Genomic DNA, 1982 nt, shown 5'->3' on the forward strand with positions numbered 1-1982 from the left:
CTGGGGATCGAAGCCCAAATACCCGCCGCCCACCACGCCCGGCGCGGCAATCGCCAGCCCCAGGCCCGTCGGTGGTTTGAAGCCTGGTGACAGCCCGAAGAGGCCGAGGTTCCCTTCGCGGAACGAGATGTTGACGGTCATGCCGAGCCGCTCGACGGTCGCGGTGACCGGCCCGAGTGTCAGGCGTCCGTTCAGGCTGGTTTCGGTCTCGATGCCCTCCTCACCCACGTCGATCCCGATGTGGACGCCGTCCAGCCGTAATGGGCCGATGGATTTTTGCAACGTGAGAAAGACGTGGAGCCCGCCGCTGCCGGAGAGCGAGAGTCCTGTCTTGCTGCTCCAACGGAGCGTGAGGTCGAACGGCGCTTCGACGCGATCGCGAGCCAGCGTTCCCTGGACGAAGCCATCGGCTTCGGCAAGCGACAGGTCGAAGCGAAGGCCCAGAAGCGCCAGCTCCAGGAACGTCTCGGGGGTGGTCGCCGAGGCGGCATCGATGCCGCCCGCAACTGCGAATTGCTGATACCGCAGGGCCGACCCACCGGGCAGCCGCAGCAGCGGTTGAGGCTCGCCGGTGGGTTGACCATGCCGCAGTCCCAACGTGAGACGGCCGTTGACGGCATCACCGAGCCCCGCTCCCTTGCGAAGAGTGAGGTCCCGGTTGGGTCGCAGAATCACCGCGAGCCGCTTGAGCACCTCCACGTTGCCGGACCATTCGATGCGTGTGTCTTCCAATCGGTGAAACGGCACCGCCCCTTCCGCCCGGCCTTGGATCAGAGGCGCGAGGCCGAGGCCGGCATCGTTCGCGCCTGCCGACGTGGGGGCTGCGCCGAAGAGGGAGAGTCCAAGCCGTACGCCGAACGCCGTGCCGCGCTCTTCATATAAAAAGGTGATCAACTGCGACGGCGGATCGACACCCGCTCCGGTACGTCCCACCCAGGCCTCTTCCGCCTGGGGACTCAACGGCTGGATGCGACTACGTAGCCCGAGCGTCTGGAAGAGCTGGCTGACCCGGTTGAGAAAGAGGGTGGACTGGAAGTCCGGTGTGTCCCAGCCATAGGCCTCGGTGAACAGTCGGTTCGGCTCCGTGACCAGCACTTTGAAGAGGTGATAGTGCACCGTGGCGCGCACGTGTTGCACCTGAAACGTCGCCGGATCGGCGGCGTAGTAGGGATAGTCGATGATGTTCATCAGGTGGAGGACGGCATAAGCGAGCGGCGAAGCCTGCGCCAGGTAATTGGCCACGAGGAAGTCGAACAGCCGTCTGGGAAGTTCCTTGTGGATCTGCGTGCGGTCCACGTACTCGCCGAAAGATGCCAGTCTGGCGGGCAGGGTGTGAGCCAGATCGTGAATCTGAGCGACGAGGGCTTCGATGGCGAAGGCAAGGTCGACGATGCGGCCCGCCATGGTCACCTCGTCGTTCCATTCGGCGTCGGAGGCGCCGATGACCGCATCGAGCTTCGTGAGGAAATCGCCGAGATCGAGGGCGGCCAGACCGATGTCGTCGAGACCGGGCGGCAGGTCCCAGCCCAGCAGTTTCAGAAACGCGCGTGCTTCCTCGATATCGCCGTGAACGACGTCGAGGTACGACAGGAGCCGCCCGATTCCGGCGGTGGCGTTCTGGACTAGATGATCGGCCATGGGAGCAGACTCTTCTTGTCGTCGACCTTGCAGGTGTTGAAGTCGAACTTCTGCGCCTTGCTGCGCAGGCTTGACGTGCGGATCTTGAGGGCGACCAAATATTCCTTCGGGTCGGTCTCCGGCTTCCAAGGCAATAGGTGCGGCGGATGGTCGGCCGGCGGCGCCTGTTCGTTCTTGATCGCATCCACATGGTGTGCGGCGGCATGTTCCCATTCGGCGACCCAGGTCATGGAAGTCGGGTCGGCGGGCAAGGTCTTGAGCTGATCCGGCAGCGAGGTCAGCCCTAGGTGCTCCTGCCACAATTCATGGCGCAGGGCCTTGACCACGCCGTTCTCCGGCAGGCT

The 1982-nt window shown here is 64.3% G+C and carries 2 protein-coding genes; both read right to left on the minus strand.

What is annotated here, in order from left to right; all coding sequences use genetic code 11:
* On the minus strand, window positions 1-1638 hold a 1638-nt coding region (locus KF784_20130), incomplete at its 3' end, for a hypothetical protein (GenBank protein ID MBX3121367.1).
* A partial coding sequence (locus KF784_20135) for a hypothetical protein (GenBank protein ID MBX3121368.1) occupies window positions 1623-1982 on the minus strand: 360 nt, incomplete at its 5' end. The genes KF784_20135 and KF784_20130, both read right to left, overlap by 16 nt.

The sequence above is a fragment of the Fimbriimonadaceae bacterium genome, from assembly GCA_019638775.1.
GTDB lineage: Bacteria > Armatimonadota > Fimbriimonadia > Fimbriimonadales > Fimbriimonadaceae > JAHBTD01.